This is a genomic window from Leucobacter weissii (assembly GCF_017565745.1).
GTDB classification, from domain to species: Bacteria; Actinomycetota; Actinomycetes; order Actinomycetales; family Microbacteriaceae; genus Leucobacter; species Leucobacter weissii.
In genome coordinates, this window is sequence record NZ_JAGDYM010000005.1 from 218,638 (window position 1) to 234,994 (window position 16,357).

Annotated in this window: 16 protein-coding genes; 11 read left to right on the forward strand and 5 right to left on the reverse strand. The window is 66.6% G+C overall.

All coding sequences use genetic code 11. From position 1 onward, the window contains the following. The first annotated feature begins 31 nt into the window (after positions 1-31). From J4H92_RS05525 to J4H92_RS05535, 3 genes are all read left to right on the forward strand, one after another. Positions 32-1,327 carry an MFS transporter gene (locus J4H92_RS05525; RefSeq protein WP_208096960.1) on the forward strand — a complete coding sequence of 432 codons (1,296 nt, stop codon included), beginning with the start codon at positions 32-34 and terminating at the stop codon, positions 1,325-1,327. 31 nt (positions 1,328-1,358) lie between these two features. After that, the gene (nucS, locus tag J4H92_RS05530) at positions 1,359-2,051 is read left to right on the forward strand and encodes an endonuclease NucS (RefSeq protein WP_208096962.1); all 693 of its coding nucleotides are present in this window, start codon (positions 1,359-1,361) and stop codon (positions 2,049-2,051) included. Between the two features lie 224 nt (positions 2,052-2,275). Next, on the forward strand, positions 2,276-2,911 hold the full coding sequence (locus tag J4H92_RS05535; protein ID WP_208096964.1) for a hypothetical protein: 636 nt from the start codon (positions 2,276-2,278) through the stop codon (positions 2,909-2,911). Between the two features lie 42 nt (positions 2,912-2,953). On the opposite strand, the gene J4H92_RS05540 is transcribed toward J4H92_RS05535, so the two are convergent. From J4H92_RS05540 to J4H92_RS05555, 4 genes are all read right to left on the reverse strand, one after another. Further along, positions 2,954-3,484, reverse strand: a complete 531-nt coding sequence (locus J4H92_RS05540; RefSeq protein WP_208096966.1) for a TetR family transcriptional regulator — start codon at positions 3,482-3,484, stop codon at positions 2,954-2,956. Between the two features lie 184 nt (positions 3,485-3,668). After that, entirely contained in the window at positions 3,669-4,664 is a 996-nt protein-coding gene (gene cofD, locus J4H92_RS05545) for a 2-phospho-L-lactate transferase (protein ID WP_208096968.1), read from the reverse strand. Continuing rightward, complete coding sequence (gene cofE, locus J4H92_RS05550) at positions 4,661-5,530, reverse strand: coenzyme F420-0:L-glutamate ligase (protein WP_243752021.1); 870 nt, start codon at positions 5,528-5,530, stop codon at positions 4,661-4,663. The genes cofD and cofE overlap by 4 nt, the downstream gene beginning before the upstream one ends. Further along, positions 5,527-6,450, reverse strand: coding sequence for an acyl-CoA thioesterase (locus J4H92_RS05555; protein ID WP_279550016.1), 924 nt, complete (start codon positions 6,448-6,450; stop codon positions 5,527-5,529). The genes cofE and J4H92_RS05555 overlap by 4 nt, the downstream gene beginning before the upstream one ends. A 72-nt stretch (positions 6,451-6,522) precedes the next feature. On the opposite strand from J4H92_RS05555, the gene J4H92_RS05560 reads away from it, so the two are divergent. From J4H92_RS05560 to npdG, 8 genes are all read left to right on the forward strand, one after another. Continuing rightward, positions 6,523-7,656, forward strand: a complete 1,134-nt coding sequence (locus J4H92_RS05560; RefSeq protein WP_208096971.1) for a thiolase C-terminal domain-containing protein — start codon at positions 6,523-6,525, stop codon at positions 7,654-7,656. Beyond that, positions 7,656-8,810, forward strand: a complete 1,155-nt coding sequence (locus J4H92_RS05565) for a thiolase C-terminal domain-containing protein (RefSeq protein WP_208096973.1) — start codon at positions 7,656-7,658, stop codon at positions 8,808-8,810. The genes J4H92_RS05560 and J4H92_RS05565 overlap by 1 nt, the downstream gene beginning before the upstream one ends. Positions 8,811-8,826: 16 nt before the next feature. Then, entirely contained in the window at positions 8,827-9,771 is a 945-nt protein-coding gene (locus tag J4H92_RS05570; protein ID WP_208096976.1) for a Zn-ribbon domain-containing OB-fold protein, read from the forward strand. A gap of 139 nt (positions 9,772-9,910) precedes the next feature. Next, the gene (locus J4H92_RS05575; protein WP_208096978.1) at positions 9,911-10,822 is read left to right on the forward strand and encodes an alpha/beta hydrolase; all 912 of its coding nucleotides are present in this window, start codon (positions 9,911-9,913) and stop codon (positions 10,820-10,822) included. An 87-nt stretch (positions 10,823-10,909) separates the two neighbouring features. Further along, complete coding sequence (locus tag J4H92_RS05580) at positions 10,910-12,520, forward strand: flavin-containing monooxygenase (RefSeq protein WP_208096980.1); 1,611 nt, start codon at positions 10,910-10,912, stop codon at positions 12,518-12,520. A 148-nt stretch (positions 12,521-12,668) separates the two neighbouring features. Beyond that, entirely contained in the window at positions 12,669-13,373 is a 705-nt protein-coding gene (locus J4H92_RS05585; protein ID WP_208096981.1) for an SDR family NAD(P)-dependent oxidoreductase, read from the forward strand. A 1-nt stretch (position 13,374) separates the two neighbouring features. Then, positions 13,375-14,100, forward strand: a complete 726-nt coding sequence (locus tag J4H92_RS05590) for an SDR family NAD(P)-dependent oxidoreductase (protein WP_208096983.1) — start codon at positions 13,375-13,377, stop codon at positions 14,098-14,100. A 78-nt stretch (positions 14,101-14,178) separates the two neighbouring features. After that, positions 14,179-14,886 carry an NADPH-dependent F420 reductase gene (npdG, locus tag J4H92_RS05595; RefSeq protein WP_341783016.1) on the forward strand — a complete coding sequence of 236 codons (708 nt, stop codon included), beginning with the start codon at positions 14,179-14,181 and terminating at the stop codon, positions 14,884-14,886. On the opposite strand, the gene J4H92_RS05600 is transcribed toward npdG, so the two are convergent. Then, complete coding sequence (locus J4H92_RS05600; protein WP_208096985.1) at positions 14,828-16,354, reverse strand: flavin-containing monooxygenase; 1,527 nt, start codon at positions 16,352-16,354, stop codon at positions 14,828-14,830. The genes npdG and J4H92_RS05600 overlap by 59 nt on opposite strands. Positions 16,355-16,357 lie beyond the last annotated feature (3 nt).

Sequence of the window (16,357 nt, forward strand, 5' to 3'; positions counted from 1 at the left end):
CGGTGGTCCGGGCATGCCGTAGTGTGGGGTCGTGGCCGGCCGCCGTTCCCCTGAGCAGCAGCGCGTTCGACAGTGGATCGGCGCGACCATCGTCGTGTTCACCGCGCTGGGCTTCAGCTTCGGCTCCTGGCTGAGCCGGCTCCCGGCGGTGCGCGACCGGCTCGACGCGAGCACGTTCGAGATGAGCCTCTACGGGCTCTGCCTCGCACTCGGCTCGCTCACCGGTCTCGTCTTCTCCGGCAGGATCGTCACCCGGCTGGGGCCGAAGCGCACGCTCGCCCTCGGCATGTCGCTGCAGGGGCTGCTGCTGCCGGGCGCCCTGCTGCTGCTGTGGGCCGGTCCGGTCGGCGGCGGCGTCGCGGTGCTGTTCGCCTACGGTCTCGCGTTCAGCGTCTCCGACGTGGCGATCAACGTCTCGGGCGCAGAGGCCGAGCGCGCGCTCGGGCGGCCGCGGATGCCCCTGTTCCACGGCGCCTACAGCTTCGGCAGCGTCGCCGCCCTGGGTGTCGGATCCGCCGCGGAGGCGGCCGCCGTGCCCGCCCCGCTGCACATCGGGATCGCGCTCCTGCTGGTCGCGGTCTGCTCGCTGTGGGCGCTGCGCCGGATCCCGGGCGGTCGGGGCGGCGGGTCCGTGCCCGTCGGCGAGGGCGGGGAGCCGGCCGCAGCGGGAGGCGCCGTCTCCGTGCTGACCGGGCCGATCCCGCAGATCGCGTCGCCCCGCCCCGCCCCGGCCGCACGGCCCTACAATCCCTGGCGCGACCCCCGGATCTACCTCGTGGGTCTCGTCGCCATGAGCATGAGCCTCGCCGAGGGCTCGGGTGCGGACTGGATCCCGCTCGCTCTCGTCGACGGCCGGGGCTTCGACAACAGCTCCGCCACCCTGACCGTGAGCGCGTTCTTCGTCGCCATGCTCCTCGTGAGGCTCTCGGGATCCGCGCTGCTGATGCGCTTCGGACGGGTGGCTGCGATCCGGGGATCCGCGCTGATCTGCGCGACCGGCGTCCTCGTGGTCATCCTCGTGCCGGCGCCCTGGGCCGCCGTGCTCGGCGCGATGCTCTGGGGGGCCGGCTGCGCGCTCGGCTTTCCCGTGGGGATCTCCGCGGCGGCCGACGACCCCTCGACCGCGGTCAGGAGCGTCGCGGCGGTCTCGGCCATCGCCTACGGCGCGTATCTGCTCGGCCCGATGATCATCGGCTTCCTCGGCGAGCATCTGGGGCTGCTGCGCGCCTTCTGGCCGCTGGTCGCGTTCATGGCGCTCTGCGTCGCGATCGCCGGGGCGCTGCGCCCGCCGGCCGAGGCGTCCGCCACCGATTCGGGACCGCGGTAGAGGGTAGCGCGGTAGAGGGTAGGCTTGCCCCGTGCGAATCGTAGTGGCGGACTGCTCGGTGGACTATGCGGGGCGGCTGAGCGCGCACCTGCCGCGCGCGACTCGCGTGCTCATGCTCAAGAGCGACGGCTCGGTGCTCGTGCACAGCGACGGCGGCAGCTACAAGCCGCTGAACTGGATGAGCCCGCCCTGCTCCTTCGTCGCCGTCGACCCCGATCCCGAGCAGCGGGAGGAGGGCGTCTCCGAGGTCTGGAGGGTGACGCACGCCAAGACCGCCGATCAGCTCGTCGTCTCGGTGTTCGGCATCGTGCACGACTCGTCGCACGAGCTGGGCGTGGATCCCGGGTTGATCAAGGACGGTGTCGAGGCCCATCTGCAGGAGCTGCTCGCCGAGCAGATCGAGTTGCTCGGCGAGGGCCACACGCTCGTGCGCCGCGAGTACATGACCGCGATCGGTCCCGTCGACATCCTCGCCCGCGACTCGGCGGGCGCCTCGGTCGCCGTGGAGATCAAACGGCGAGGCGAGATCGACGGGGTCGAGCAGCTGACGCGCTACCTCGAGCTGATGAACCGCGATCCGGTGCTCGCGCCCGTGCGGGGCGTGTTCGCCGCCCAGGAGATCAAGCCGCAGGCGCGCACGCTCGCGCAGGATCGCGGGATCCGCTGCGTCGTGCTCGACTACGACGTGATGCGCGGCATGCAGGACCTCAACACGCTCTTCTGAGGGCTGCGCCGCTCGCGCCTCGCTCCGCGAGCGTGACGCTCCGCGCGAGCCTGCCGCTCTCCACGAGCGGTCCCCTCGCTCACGAGAGGGACACCGTTTAACCGTCGGGCAGGGTCCCGCTCGCGAAGGAGGGTCCCACCGGTGGGACGGGTCGGCGCCGCATTGTCGGCGAGCGTGCACCGGAATCATAGTCCGCTCATGGGGTGCGCGCGCACAATCGAGGCATGAGCAACGAGCACACCCCCCAGCAGTCCCCCCAGCCAGCCGATCTCCCCACCGCGGTCCTCCCCGGCACCGCCGCCGTGCCGCCGGAAGCGGCCGCCTCCGCGGCACCGCCGCCGGCCGCGGAAACCGTCCCGCTCCAGTCGACGACGGCCCCGCCTGCCGTCCAGCCGGCTTCCCCGGCTCAGGCGGTTCCGTCCGAGCAGCTCGCCCAGCCGGTCGCATCGGGAGCTGCCAGGCAGGCGAAGCAGCCCGTCTCCTGGCTGACCCCCCTCCGCGCGAGCCTCGTCGCCGCCGGAATCGCGGTGCTCGCCTTCGCAGGCGGAGCGGGGACCGCGGCGGCCGTCGGGGCCGCCTCCGCCTCCCAGGGGCCCGGCTCCGGGCAGTTCCCGCCGTCGTTCGAGGACGGCGAGGGGCGACCCTCCGGTCCTCCGGGGTCGGAGGACGGGTCCCGGAGCGGCGGTCCGGGCACCCAGAGCGGCACGGCTCCCGGTGAGGAGACGTTGCCGGACGGCGGATCCGGTGAGGGGTCGGACACGGGCGACTCGAGCGCGAGCGAGAGCTCGGCGGACGATGCGGCGCTGGACTCCGCTCTGGACTCGGGGGAGACCGGCGCGGTGACGTGGGCGGTGTCCTGAGACGCGTCGCGCGTGCCCGGCTGCCCCGGGCCCGCGCGCGGATCATCGACGGCCGAGTCCCGCGAGGATGATGTCGAGCCCGCGCTCGAACGAGGCGTCGGCCTCCTGCGACGGCGCCGATCCGGCGGCCACCGCGTCGGGATCGGTCCCGGGGAGCGCCCCGAACCGCTCCGCCTGCCGTCGGGTCTGGGTCGATTGCGCGTGACCGAAGGTGTAGAACAGCAGCGTGCTCGCCCCGTCGGGGCCGACGAGCCTGGCGAGCCGCTGCTCCAGGCCCGATGCGCCCAGCCGGAAGGCGGCGGCGGTCGCGACCACGTCGGCTCCGTCCCGAACGGCGAGGAGGGCCGAGCGCAGCGAGCGGCACAGGCCCGCCGCATCGTCGCCCCCGACCCCGCGGATGATCTCGTCCGCCATCAGCGCCAGCAGGGTCTGCTTGTCGGGCACGTGGTGGTACAGCGCGCTCGGCTGAACGCCGAGCGCGCTCGCGACGCGCCGCATCGAGCAGAACTCGAGCCCGTGCTCGTCCAGCACCCGCAGGGCCGCCGCGATCACGTCGGCCCGGGTGTTGCGCATCACCCGATTCTACCGCTAACCAGAACAATGTTCAGGTCGTGGGATTCCGGTTCCTCGGGCATGTCGAGGAGCGCCCTTTCACGGCGCTCCTCGCCGTTTTCTTTTTTGGAGTGCTCATTCTGCGTTCCAGACCTGGCAGGACGATTGGCAGAGCGGTGTGATCTCGGCTAGGACTGAGCCAGGATCACGAGCGGGAGACGATTCCGAGTACGGCCGCGGCCAGGTCCGTAGCCTCCGCTTCATCCCGCATCCAGATCGAGCGCACATGTGCGTGGAGTCCGAAGTCGGAGAGCAGAGGCGCGAGTGCTGCATCGGCATCGTCGATGAGGAAGTGGTCGAGCAGGCCGCCCCTTGTTCGGGTCCCGTAGTGTGCCGCCACTCCGTCCGCGGAAACATCGACTCCGAGCGTCCGCAGGCAGGTATCAGCCATGCCTCGGACCGCTCGCCCTCCGATTATCGGTGAGATGCCCAGCACGGGGGCGGCGGAGTGGACTACAGCTTCGCGAATTCCGGGCGTCCGCAAGATGGGTCCGATCGACACGACAGGGTTGGACGGCGCCAGAAGTATCGCATCGGCGGTGCTGAGCGCGTCGATGACGCCCGCCGACGGCTCGGCGCGATCGATTCCGGGGTTCTCAAAGGCGAGTGCCGGCATGCTCCCGCGATACCTGGTCCACCATTCCTGGAAGTGCATAGAATGTTCGGTGCCGTCAACTCGGACGACGACCTCGGTGTCCACCTCGGTGTCGGTCATGGGGAGAATGCGCGCTCCGAGATCCCATCGCGCGGCCAGCTTGGAAGCCACCTGAGAGACGGTCCATCCCTCTCGCAGCCAACCCGTACGGGCGATATGCGCTCCGAGATCGAGGTCGCCGAGGACGAACCACGGCCAAGCCGCACCGTATCCTCGAAGCTCGGCGGAGACCACCTCGCTCTCCCCCTTCCGCCCCCACCCACGCTCACGATCGTTGATTCCCGCAAGCGCATACATGACGGAGTCGATATCGGGTTGCAGACGCAGGCCGCTGAGCCACAGATCATCGCCGGTGTTGACGATGGCCGTGATGGCCGAATCGGGGCGTTCTCCGAAGCGGGCGGCAAAGGCGTTCCGCAGTCCGACGATGAACTTCGCGCCCCCCACCCCGCCGGTCAGGACGGTGATGCGCGGTACCGTGGTCATGAGGACCTCCGCGGGTCGGATGGCGGCGGGTCGGCGGCCGGATCAGCCGCGGCGAGGCCGGCTGCGAAGCCCTCCTCGTAGGCTTCGCGCGCTCCCAGACTGAACATATCGCGGTCGGGCGGACGCACGATCGAGGATGCACCGGGTAGGTCGAGCGGACCGACGAGGTCGCCTCTTCCTCTGAGGACGGCGATGGGGACGCGAGTGGTCTTTCTCTTGACGAGATCTCCCGCGGCGGCGATCTCGTCGCCGACGCACGGCACGGTGACCGCCATCTCGGTGCCTTCGGTGTCCAGGTCGCCGCGCAGATCCTCGAGCACTCGGACGCCGCCGGCTCCGATGGCGCAGTCGGTCTGGCCTTCTCGCCACGGTCGACCGAGAGTGTCTGAGATGACGACGCCCACATCCACGCGGTAGATCGTTCGCAACGTCGCTGCGATGTCCCGTGCGCTCCGGTCCGGATCCTCCGGGAGCAGCAGTAGCCGGCCGCCCGGCGAGTTGCTGGTGTCCACCCCTGCGGCCGCGGAGACCAAACCGAATCTGTTCTGCACGATACGCGTCACGGAGCCGCCAGGATTCTGACGCGAGGCGATCGTGCGCATGGCTTCCGCGTCGATCGCCTGCTCCCGATCCGCTCCGGCGAACACGCGCCCTTCGGCCTTCGAGACGATCTTCGAGGTGATGACGAAGATGTCGCCCCTCATGACCGGCCGGTCGAGTGCGGCGTGGATCAGACCCGCGACATCATCGCCGGCCTCGACCTCGCCGATTCCGAGCACCGGGAACACGTGGAGCTGCCGCGCCGCGTCACTGCCTGAAGTGCTCATTTCGCTGCTCTCGGAGAACTTGCCGTTACGGAGGATCATACTCGGCCTCCATGCTCGGGCGAGCCTCGGTTCGTCGGCTTCCGTACGACGCAGTCCTGGGAGACGCTTGCCACGAGTTCGTTGCTCTGCGTGAAGAATCGCCCGCTCGAATGCGCGATGCCCGCGCGGTAGCTCGGGCTGTGCAACTCGTAGAAGATCCATTCGTTCACATCCACGGGTCGATGGAACCACATGGCGTGGTTCAGTGTCGCGGCGAACCAGATGCCTGACTCGTGCTCGTGTCCGAGATCGACCACCCTGGTGAGCGAGAAGTCCGAGACCCACGCGAGCGCAGCCTTGTGGATCTCGTGCCATCCGATCAACGGATGGACCGTGCGGACCCAGAGTCCGAGCAGCGGGCGTCCGCCCTGCTGCTGCGGAATCGACGAGACGGCTCGGCGCACGTCGAAGGGTCGGCGTATCGGGGCATTCGGTTCCGGGCAGATCGCGCCATGCGCAGGCGCGGACGCCTCCGGTCGGCTCCAGCCCGCGGGGCCGACTGCCGCATGCTGGTGCGAATCCTCATCTGCGTGGAATGAGACCGTGCCCGATGCCACCAGTCGCTCGTTCTGCATCGCTGCCATGCCGAACGAGGAGAATCTCCGAGATCGTTGAAGCGTGGTTGGCTCGTAACGCACCGGGTCGTCGACGGTGGCCGGCGCGTGGAAGTGGGCGTGAACCGACTGGAGGCGGAAGGTCGCCCGGACGTCCCGAACGCTTGTGTGGATCATGTGAGCCAGGAGGGAGCCTCCGTAAGCGTTCCCGCCCCCGCCGGGCGCAGGGTTCCCCGACGGCTCAAGGCCACGACTGCTTCCGAGGGAAAGCAGTCGTGGAAGAACTTCGACGTCGTGAGGCAGTCGTTCAGCGGCGTCGTCCGATCGCGGAGAGGTCACGGAGAGCCCCCTTTCTGGCGTGTTCATCGGAGCGATTCGAAGAGATCTCTGATCTCGAGGGTATTGCTTTTTCTACCAAACGCATGGTTGTATAAGCAAATGATCGATAACACTCAAAGACGAGTAGCGATAGCCAACAGTGCGCAGTCATTGTTGTCGCCCCGGCACTCGAACCGTCAGCATGTCGACCTGATCTCGGAAGCGGTAGCCGGCGCACTGCTCGGCACCGGTGTTCGAATCGATGACATCGACTTCGTCATCGACTCGGGAAGCGATTTCCTCGATGGCCGAAGCATCTCCAACTGCGGTTTCCTCGGTGCGATGGGCGCCCACCACAAGGAGGAGTCCCGGGTGGAGGAAGACGGGCTCTGGGCGCTAGGGTACGCGGCGGATAAGATCGCGGGCGGCTCCGCCTCCATCGGTCTGGTGATCGCCTATTCCAAGCCCTCGGAGAGCAGCATCGACAACTTCTGGACCGGCCTTCTGGACCCGTTCGTGCAACGACCGGTCGGGCTTGATCATCGTTCGGCCGCCGGGCTCACCGCTCGGCAGTATCTAGCGGCTGCGGAGCTGCAAGCGGCTGACCTTCGTGCGGTGAGTGAGCGTTCCTGGCTGGGCGCTGCGCGCAATCCCCGGGTGGAGGCGGACAGTCCTCCGGACGACGATGCGTTCTGGCGCGATCCCGTGGCGACTCCACTGAGTGCTTCCGACCTGGCGCGACCTGTGGATGGCGCGGTGGCCGTCCTCGTCACCAGCGCCGATGTCGCCGATACAGTCTCGGAGGCCCCGGTGTGGCTCACGGGTCATGGTTCGGCGATCGACCAGCATTTCCTCGCAAGCCGCGAGCAGACCGCGCTTCCTGCCGCACGTGCAGCCGCGCAGTCGGCTCTCCGGATGTCTGGCGGAACGCGCGCGGGTGACTACGATCTCGTGGAACTCTCCGCATCCTCCACGGTGGGTGAGCTCATGGTGCTGGAAGCTCTCGGGTTCGCCGAGCAGTACCGAGGAATCGAGCTCTATCGCTCCCCGGGGGCGGCGAGTATCAATCCTTCGGGGGGTGCGTTGCCGGCCGACCCCATCATGGCGACCGGGCTGGTCAGGGCCCACGAGGCGGCTTCACGTCTCGCCCAGAAGCCGGGGTTCCTCGAGGGGAAGGCGCGACGCGCGATGGTGCACGGTGCCGGGGGCTTCGCTATGCAGAACCACTGCGTCTTTACGATGGAGGTCGACTGATGGAAATCGCAATCGTGGGAACCGGGCAGACGAATCATGCGCGGCGCAGGACCGATGTGAGTCAGGCTGGCCTCGCTCGCGAGGCGGTTGTCGAGGCCCTGGCTGATGCGGGCCTGACGATGGACGATGTGGACAGCATCGTCGTGGCGAGTGGACCGGCGATGTTCGGCGCGGTGAACCAGCCCGAGAAATGGCTTGCAGATGCTCTCGGGGCCCGCTACAAGCCGCTGGTACGGATTACCAGTGGAGGCGGGACCGGGCTGGCCGGTGCGTTGGCGGCGATGAACCAGATCAAGGGAGGCTCGGCTCGGCGCGTACTCGTCGTCGCCTACGACAAGCTCTCCGAGGGAGCGCTCCAGGCCTCGATCTCCACCCTCTACGATCCGTTCTGGGGGCGCGAGTTCGCGGTCGGAATCATGGGGTTCGCGGCAGCCTACTGGCACGCTCGAATGGAACGTCTCGGACATACTGAAGAAGCTGCTGCGATGGTCGCGGTGAAGAACTACCGGCATGCCATGAGCAATCCCAAGGCGCATGTGAAGAAGGAGATCACCGTCGATGACGTCATGAACTCTCGTCCGCTGTGCTGGCCGATCAAGCGCCTCGACGTGCCTCCGATCTCCGACGGTGCTTGCGCAGTGATTCTCGCGGCGGATGAGGACGCGGAGGCCATCTCCGAGCGTCCCGCATGGATCCACGGCATGGCGTACTACTGCGAGGCCGATAATGGGGCGGACCGGCTCATGATCCAGTCCGAACCCCTTCAGATCGCTGCGGCGAAGGTGTACAAGGAATCGGGAATCACCAACCCGTTCCGCCAATTCGACGTCGCGGAGCTGCAGGAACCCTACACCTGCTTCGAGCTGAGCTACTACGAGGGCCTCGGGCTCTGCCCCGAGGGGGGCGCTGCAGAACTGATCGCATCAGGGGATACTGCGATGGGAGGGTCGCTGCCGGTGAACCCATCCGGTGGGTGCATGGGCGCGAATCCCATCGGTGCGACGGCGTTGATACGACTCGCCGAGGCCGCCATGCAAGTGACCGGCAAGGCGGGAGCCCATCAGGTCGAAGGCGCGGAGCGCGCGCTCGTGCAGGCCGGGGGCGGATGGGCGAACCTCCGCGGAGTCGCGGTAGTCGGCGCGGAGAAGCGGTAGAAGAGAGAGACGAGAGATGACGATGCAGGAGACGCGGCCGGGTGCCGAGACGATGGAGTCCTTCGCAACGCAGATACACATGCCTTACACCCTCACTCCAGGACAGGCGGTGGGAGTCTTCCTGGCAGAACTTGCGCAGAGACGATTGATCGGTTCGCGACATGGCGACCGAGTGCTCTTCCCGGCGCAGGATTTCTCCGGGGAGTCCGGCGAGCCCGGTGAGGGCTTCGTCGAGGTGCCTCCCGTGGGGACGGTCGCTTCGTTCACGACAGTCGAAGGGCGAACGCTGGCACTCATCCAGCTCGACGGCACCGCGTCGTCCTTCGTGCATCGCCTCGTCGGGCTGGGGGGTGATGAGGTAGAGATCGGACAACGAGTCGAAGCGGTCTGGTCCGATCGTCCGAGCGGAACGATTCTCGACCTGCTCGGGTTCGGGCCGGTCGGGACTGCGGAAACATTCGTCCCGCGCGATCCGGCGGAGGACTTAGCAGCTCCGTTCGAACAGGTGGAGTACACGATGACGCTCGACTTCGAGCACTCCTACGGTCACTACTACGGCTCGCTTTTCGACGGTGTCAAGCATGATCGTCGTGTCAGGGGAGTGAAGTGCTCGTCCTGCCGCAAGGTGCTGCTTCCCCCGAGGGAGCGATGCGATGTGTGCTTCGCGCCGACGCTCGAGTGGGTCGATGTCGAGGCGGTGGGAACCATCCAGGCGAGTTCTGTGGTGCACGTCGAGTTCGTCGGACAGCGGGTGAAGCCACCCTACGTGTATGCGGAAATCGTGCTCGATGGTACGAGCACGCGTCTGATTCATACCGTCGGAGGACTCGATCCGCACGAGGCGAGGACGAAGGCCGGACCGGGGGCGCGTGTACGGGCCGTCTGGAGTGAGCGGAGGACCGGGAGTCTCGCCGATATCGACTATTTCGAGGTCATCGACGACGAGCTCGGGCAGAGTTGATTATATAACAAACGTATGGTTGACTAGGCTCAGCATTCCAGTGACGTGATGGACCGACTCTTGGTTGAAGACCGGCATGTTGCGGGAACTGCTCGGATACTCCGGACAATGAAGTCAATCGAGAACGAAGGGTTGGTCCATGGGACAGAACCAGGATGGCAGTCAAGACGAGCTGCTGAGCCAGGTCGTGCGGATGTTCGTAGAGGCTACGCCTCCGGTCGATGCGCCGATTGCCGACTGGCGCGCGGGATTCGAAGCGATGGCCGCGCAGTTCGAAGTTCCGGGGGACGGTGTTTACGAATCCGTGACGGCCAACGGTGTTCCCGGGCTTCTCGTGACGGCGCCGAAAGCCTCGTCGGAGCGGCTTGTCATCCATTTCCACAGCGGAGGATATGTGCAGGGTTCGGCACAGGCCTATCGCAACTTCGCCTACCGTCTTTCGCAGGTGTCGGGCGCCGGTGTATTCGTGCCGGACTACCGGCTCGCCCCCGAGCACCTCTACCCCGCTGCGGTCGAGGACGCTAGCGAGGTCTACGACTGGGCCTTGCGCAAGTGGGCGCCGGGGAGCATCGCGATCTCGGGCGACTCGGCCGGCGGCGGTCTCGCCATGGCGACGCTGCTCAAGATCAGGGACGAGGGGAAACCGCAGCCGGCAGCCGGCGTGGGCATCTCCCCGCTGCTCGATCTCGCGGGAGAGGGCGGTTCCGCCCTCTCGAATCAGGCGAGCGACCCTCTGATCGATCAGAACATGATCGTAAGCATGGGCAAGGTCTACATCGGCGACATCGATCCGCATGAGCACCCGTACTGTTCACCGGTGTGGGGGACCAAAGAGGGGTTGCCGCCGCTGCTCCTCACCGCTTCGACGACAGAGACTCTTCGTGACGACGCGGTGAGATTCGCAGAGGGGGTGGGTGCCGTCGGTGGTGAGGCGAGGCTTTCGCTGGTGCCGGGGATGATTCACATCTGGACGCTGTTTCCGTTCCTGGAGCAGGCAGCAGCGAGCATGGCTGAGATCGGAGCCTTCCTCGACGAACGGTTCCGAGCCTGACGCTTCGGTCGGAGACCGTTCTCGTCGACCGAGTCACCGGACAGAATTCTCGTGAAAAGATCTGGAGAGTATAAAGTGGGTTCGCAAATGAGTAACAGCGACGTCGATGTCGTAGTCATCGGTGGAGGCTTCTCGGGGCTCTTCGCCACCTGGAAGCTTTCGCATCAGGGGCTGAAGGTTCGCGCCTTCGACATGAGCAAGCACCTTGGCGGGGTCTGGTCGTGGAACACCTACCCCGGAGCGCAAACGGATTCGCCGCATGAGACCTATCGCTTCACCTTCGACCCCGATTTCCTCGCAGAGTGGCGGTACTCCCGAAAGTTCCCTCCCGGGCACGAGGTGCTCCAGCATCTGAATGCGGCCGCCGACCGCTTCAACCTCCGTGAGAAGTACACATTGGAGACGAAGGTCACCTCTGCTGTTTTCGATGAGGACACGGCGACCTGGGTCGTGACCACCGACAAGGGAGAGCAGGTCCGCAGCCGTTACGTCGTCACGGGCCTGGGCCTCGTGTCCGCTCCGAACCTCCCCTCGTACCCCGGCGACGACAGCTTCGCGGGTGAGAAGCTCCTCACCTCTCTGTGGCCCCGGGAGGGAGCCGATCTGAGGGGCAAGCGCATCGCCTTGATCGGGACGGGGTCCTCCGGAGTGCAGATCGCGCCGATCCTCGCCGCGCAGGCCTCTGCGCTCACCGTGTATCAGCGAACCCCGAACTACATCTCTCCGACGGGGAACAAGGAACTCGCCTCCGAGGACCAAGAGGTGCTGCGTCCCGAGAACTACGGCGAGGTCGCGCGCAAGGTGGCCGTTCAGCCCGGCGCGTTTCCCTTCGAGCTCTCCCAAGGCCGTCTCGCGCTTGAGGCCACTCCTGAGGAACGGGAGCGGGTGTTCGAGGAGAAATGGGAGAAGGGCGGATTCTCGCTGCTCTACGAGTCTTTCGACGATGTGGCGACCGACCCCGTGGCGAACGAGTACCTGGCCGAGTTCTTCCGCAAGAAGATCAGGGAAATCGTCAAGGATCCCGAGACCGCAGCGTCGCTCTCGCCCGACTACCCGTACGGTTCCAAGCGGCCGCCGACCAGCGATGGCTTCTACAAGGCGTTCAACGAGGATCACGTCGACCTGGTGGATCTCCGCAAGACGCCCATTCTCGAAGTCACGGAGCGGGGGATCCGCACCGAGGCCGGTGAGAAGGAATTCGACATCATCGTCTACGCGACCGGTTTCGATGCTCTGACCGGTGCCTACACGCGCATGGATATCGTCGGGAGGGACGGTGTCGTTCTCCGCGACTACTGGCTGGAGGGGCCGCGAACCTATCTCGGCACCTCGGTGCACGGATTCCCGAACTTCTTCATGATCGCGGGTCCGCAGAGCCCGTTCGCCAACTTGCCCCCCGGCGCCGAGGTCGCCGGAGGCTGGGTAAGCGACGCGATCGGCTATCTCAGAGAGAACGGTCTTGCGGCCATGGAGCCCTCGAAGGAGGCCGAAGACGGCTGGATCGACCTGGTCGAGTCGATCGGCGCATCGTCCTTCTCTCTCCGGGCCTCGAAGGAGGCGAACTCCTGGTTCACGGGCTCGAACATCGAGGGGAAGGCGGAGAAGTTCGGCATCTTCTTCGGTGGAGCGGGAGACTACAACGCGAGGCTTCACGAGGAGGCTGCAGCGGGCTTTCCCGGGTTCGACAAGAGAGAGTAGTCGGCGTGCTCCGGACGCGCAGCCCGCGGTTCGCTGCCCGGCGCACGATTCCGCCTCGAGGAGGCTCGGCATCCTCTCAGGACAGAGTTGTTCGCAGCATTCACGACGATGACGGTGAGGTCTCTTGATGCGAGGTAGGAGTGCGGTGGTGACCGGTGCCGGTGGGACGCTGGGCGCAGCGGCGGTTCGGCGGCTTCTGGGCGAGGGGTGCGCGGTGCTCGCGGTTGATCGTTCCGCCGAGGCTCTGGATGCGCTTCGAGAGTCCTGCGGCGAACAGGAGCTCTCGACCTGCATCGCGGACGTATCGGTCCGTGAGGAGGTCCGGCGATACGCGGATTCGGCAGCGGAGCGCTTCGGTCAGGTCGACTACTTCTTCAACAACGCGGGGATCGAGGGCGTCGTCGCGCGGGTCCAGGACATTCGTCCAGAGGATTTCCTGCGCGTGCTCACCGTGAACGCGCTGGGCGTGCTCAATGGAATCGCGGCCATGCTGCCCCGTATGAGCAGCGGCGGTTCGATTGTGAACACCGGGAGCACGGCGTCGTTCGCGGGTGCCGCAGGAATGGGCGCATATGTCGCTTCCAAACACGCGGTTCTCGGGCTGACGCGAACTGCGGCGCTCGAAGCGCGAGGGCAGGGCGTTCGAGTGAACGCGGTGTGCCCGACCGGTGTACGCGGACCGATGATGGAATCCATCGATGCCCAGCGCCTGAAGGTGCTCGCCGACGAACCCGGCGACTCGGCGCGATACGTGAGTCCGGACGCCGTCGTCGACGTGGTGATCTATTTGATGTCGGAGGCTGCTCGAGCCGTCAACGGGCAGGCCATCCTGGTGGGGAAGGACTCGGCATAGAATGAGAAGAGTTGCCGTGGTCACCGGCGGAGCGTCTGGGATCGGTGCGGCCTGCGCCCGGAGACTCGCCGTCGAGGGCTGCGCGGTGGTCATCGCCGATCGGGACGAGTCGGCGGCTGCCAGGGTGGCCGGAGAATGCGGCGGCGACGCAGTCCTCCTCGACGTGGCTGATCGCGCGGGTGTCGCCGGGGTGTTCGAAGAGGTCCTCCGCCTCTACGGACGCCTGGACGTCGCGATCAACAGTGCCGGCGTCGGAGTGCCGGAGCGTCGCAGCATCGACGGTCTCGACTTCGAAACGTGGCGACGAGTGCTCAGCATCAATCTCGACGGCGTCTTCCTCTGCATGTCGGCAGAGGTCTCGGCCATGCTCGATTCCGGCGGGGGCTCGATCGTCAACATCGCGTCCGTGATGAGCGTCGTCGGTGCAGCCGGGGCGGCACCTTACGTCGCCGCCAAACACGGGATCATGGGGCTCACCAAGGCTGCCGCGTTGGAGTTCGCGGACCGGGGAATCCGTGTGAACGCCGTCGGGCCCGGGCACGTGGAAACGCCCATGTTCTCGAAGTGGAGCCCGGCTGAGCAGGCGGAGATCACATCGCAGTATCCGATGGGGAGGATCGCGCGCGCCGATGAGGTGGCCTCGTTCGTCTGCATGATCGCGGGGGACAGCGCCCGATTCGCGACGGGTGCGTACTTCCCGCTCGACGGCGGGTATACGGCTCAGTAGTCGGAACAAGATCACATCGGGAAGGAACGGAGCAGAGTGTCATTTTTCGCAGGCGCGGACGGGGTCCCGTCGAAGGACGTGCCCGACGCGCTCAGACTGCTGAGGATCGCCGTCCTCGGCGGAACAGGCCCGCAGGGCCGAGGCCTGACCAGACGGTGGGCTCAGGCCGGGTTCGAGGTGACCGTGGGATCGCGCGACGCGGAGCAGGCCGAGGCGGCAGCCGAAGAGGTGCGGATGCTGCTTCCCGGAGCCCGCGCACGCGGTGCGACCAACCAGCGCGCTGCCGAGCACGCGGATGTTGTTGCGGTGGTCGTGCCATGGGCCGCCCACCGATCGACGCTCACCGCTCTGGGAGAGCAGCTCCGGGGAAAGCTGGTCATCGATTGCGTCAACCCGCTCGCTTTCGACCGGCACGGCGCATATGCTCTGCCGGTCGAGGAGGGAAGCGCAACTCAGCAGGCTGCAGCGCTTCTCCCCGAGTCCCGGGTGGTCGGAGCGTTCCACAACGTATCGGCCGTGGTTCTCGCCGATATCGAGAAGCCTGTCGACTGCGATGTGCTCGTCCTTGGCGATCGGAAGCAGGACACCGATATCGTGCAGGGTCTCGCTGACGCGATATTCGGCGCACGCGGCGTGTACGCCGGAAGGCTGCGCAACAGTGCTCAGGTCGAGGCACTGACCGCGAATCTCATCTCGATGAACCGTCGCTACAAGACGCACTCCGGCATCAGCGTGACCGGGATGCGAGACGCGGAAGCTCCTGAATCCTCGTCGATCCCGACATGAACGGCTTGGGGTCGAACGAGCCGAAGAGCTCTCGGAACGCTCGAGCGGTTCCGGGCCAGATCAGAGACAGTCGGTGGTTCTGCTCATCGAGGTACCAGCTCCTGCAGCTCGGAGTGAGCCAGACGCTGCCCTGCGCCATCTCCTCGATCAGCGCCGTGTAGGCGATCTCGGCTTCTGGCGCGACCTCGAGCGATCGAGCGTCGTGACGGATGCCGTACTCGATCGCCTGGCGAACGTAGTTGATCTGCGTCTCGATCATGAAGATCGCGGAGTTGTGGCTCAGCCCGGAGTGGGGCCCATCGAGCACATACATATTTGGAAAGCCGGAGACCACCGTCGATGCGTAGGTCGAGAGGCCGGGTCTCCAGTGCTCGGCAAGGCTCCGACCCGCGGCTCCGATAACCGAATCGGCATAGGAGGGGCGGAACGTCTCGAATCCGGTTGCGCAGACGATCGTGTCTGCAAGGTACCGATGGCCGCTCGCTCCGGTAAGCGTCCTACCGGAGACCTGAGACAGCGCGCTGTTCTCCAACTCGACGTGGGGGAGGAGGAACTGCGAGAGGTAGTCATCGGAGAAGGTGACTCGCTTGCAACCGAGTGCGTAGCGTGGTGTGAGCTTCCGTCGCAGTTCCGGTTCAAGAACGATGGAGGACAGGTGGCGGATCGCCGCCCGGTGCTGTTCCGTTCCTCGGCCGAGCCGCTGAGGGTGAACGGACTCGGCTTGTTCAAAGAAGTCATGCCAGGGCTGCGGCGTAGCCCCGTTCGGGTCGGCGAGAGCCTGCCGTTCCTCTCGGGTCAACTCGCGATCGTTCCTGGGCAGCACATACGGCGCGCTGCGCTGGAACACGACGACCCGATCCGCTCGGGTGGCGAGGTGGGGCAGCACCTGGACCGCTGAGGCTCCGGTCCCGACGAGTGCTACGGTCCTCCCGGTGAGTTCGGGCGCATCCCACTTCGCGGTGTGCACGAGCGGGCCGTCGAAGCTCCCGAGGCCCGGGATGTCCGGAATCCGCGGCTCGGTGAGTCTTCCGCAGGCGAGCACGAGGTTTCGCGCGTGGATGATGCCGCTGGTGTGGCGGATGACCCAGAGCGAGGACTCTCCGTCCCAGATCATGCTCCGGGCCTCGCAGCCGAAAACGATGTGCTGCATCAGGCCGGCCTCTTTCGCGCAGTCGCGAAGGTAGCCCAGGATCTCTTGGCCGGGGGCGAAGAGGCGGGACCATCTCGGGTTCGGGCGTCTCTCGAAGCTGTACAGCGGAGAGGGTACGTCGGGGGAGACGCCGGGGTACACGTTGTCGCGCCAGGTCCCTCCCAGCTCGTCGGCCCGCTCAAGCATCAGGAAGTCGGAGTGTCCGGCGTCCTTCAGCGCGGACGCCATTCCGATCCCCGCGAATCCGGTGCCGATGATGACGACCTCTCTGACGGCGGAGGAGGAGACCGTGGCGCCGCGAGAAACGGATGTGCGCATGCT

Bases quoted from the DNA above. Each gene is read 5' to 3' on its own strand.
- J4H92_RS05535 (WP_208096964.1), top strand. From the start codon at position 2,276: ATGAGCAACGAGCACACCCCCCAGCAGTCCCCCCAGCCAGCCGATCTC.
- J4H92_RS05540 (WP_208096966.1), bottom strand. From the start codon at position 3,484: ATGCGCAACACCCGGGCCGACGTGATCGCGGCGGCCCTGCGGGTGCTG.
- cofD (WP_208096968.1), bottom strand. From the start codon at position 4,664: ATGACCACGGTACCGCGCATCACCGTCCTGACCGGCGGGGTGGGGGGC.
- cofE (WP_243752021.1), bottom strand. From the start codon at position 5,530: ATGATCCTCCGTAACGGCAAGTTCTCCGAGAGCAGCGAAATGAGCACT.
- J4H92_RS05555 (WP_279550016.1), bottom strand. From the start codon at position 6,450: ATGAACACGCCAGAAAGGGGGCTCTCCGTGACCTCTCCGCGATCGGAC.
- J4H92_RS05560 (WP_208096971.1), top strand. From the start codon at position 6,523: ATGATCGATAACACTCAAAGACGAGTAGCGATAGCCAACAGTGCGCAG.
- J4H92_RS05565 (WP_208096973.1), top strand. From the start codon at position 7,656: ATGGAAATCGCAATCGTGGGAACCGGGCAGACGAATCATGCGCGGCGC.
- J4H92_RS05570 (WP_208096976.1), top strand. From the start codon at position 8,827: ATGACGATGCAGGAGACGCGGCCGGGTGCCGAGACGATGGAGTCCTTC.
- J4H92_RS05575 (WP_208096978.1), top strand. From the start codon at position 9,911: ATGGGACAGAACCAGGATGGCAGTCAAGACGAGCTGCTGAGCCAGGTC.
- J4H92_RS05580 (WP_208096980.1), top strand. From the start codon at position 10,910: ATGAGTAACAGCGACGTCGATGTCGTAGTCATCGGTGGAGGCTTCTCG.
- J4H92_RS05590 (WP_208096983.1), top strand. From the start codon at position 13,375: ATGAGAAGAGTTGCCGTGGTCACCGGCGGAGCGTCTGGGATCGGTGCG.
- J4H92_RS05600 (WP_208096985.1), bottom strand. From the start codon at position 16,354: ATGCGCACATCCGTTTCTCGCGGCGCCACGGTCTCCTCCTCCGCCGTC.